The organism is Listeria grandensis FSL F6-0971 (assembly GCF_000525835.1).
GTDB classification, from domain to species: domain Bacteria; phylum Bacillota; class Bacilli; order Lactobacillales; family Listeriaceae; genus Listeria_A; species Listeria_A grandensis.
Genome location: NZ_AODD01000043.1, coordinates 1 through 657, shown reverse-complemented (window position 1 = coordinate 657; position 657 = coordinate 1). Strand labels below are relative to the sequence as shown.

Here is a 657-nt window from a genome sequence, read left to right as displayed (position 1 = left end):
TTCAGCTTTTAGTGAACCGTTCTTATCACCATTATTGAATAATTCGTCGACTGCTTGCTCTGCTTGTTTTGTTAATGCATTACGTTCATTCAGTAGTTCTTGTGCACGATCTAGATTTGTCTGTAATCCTGTTTTTAGTGATGGATCGCTAATTTTGTTAATCTCTGCTTGGGCGTTATCAATGGCCTCTTGACCTGTTGATGTTTTGATGGCATCACTTGTTGGGGTATTGCCTACAAATAGTTGATTTACTACATAATTTGCCACTGTTTTTTGTTCTTGATCTGCTACTGCTTGTGCCGTACGAGTATCTAATAAGGTTTGGGCTTTGTCTAAATCAGCTTGACGAGTTGCTTTTACTGCTGCATCTGTAATGGCAGCCACTAGTTTTTTTGCATCATCAATTGCTTGTTGTGTTGTTGTGGGTTTGATGGCATTGCTTGTCGGCGTATCGTTGGTGAATAATGTATCGACTGCTTTTGTCGCATCTTCTACTTGCTTTGCCACTGCATTACGTTCATCCAGTAGTTCTTGTGCACGATCTAGATTTGTCTGTAATCCTGTTTTTAGTGATGGATCGCTAATTTTGTTAATCTCTGCTTGGGCGCTATCAATTGCCTCTTGATCTGTTGATGTTTTGATAGTATCAGTTGTTGG

At 39.6% G+C, this 657-nt stretch carries 1 protein-coding gene; it reads right to left on the bottom strand.

Annotated elements, in window-relative coordinates; all coding sequences use genetic code 11:
- Window positions 1–657, bottom strand: a 657-nt coding sequence (locus tag PGRAN_RS16895; RefSeq protein WP_036068523.1) for a toxin Cry1Ac domain D-VI-related protein, incomplete at both ends; no start/stop codon positions are given.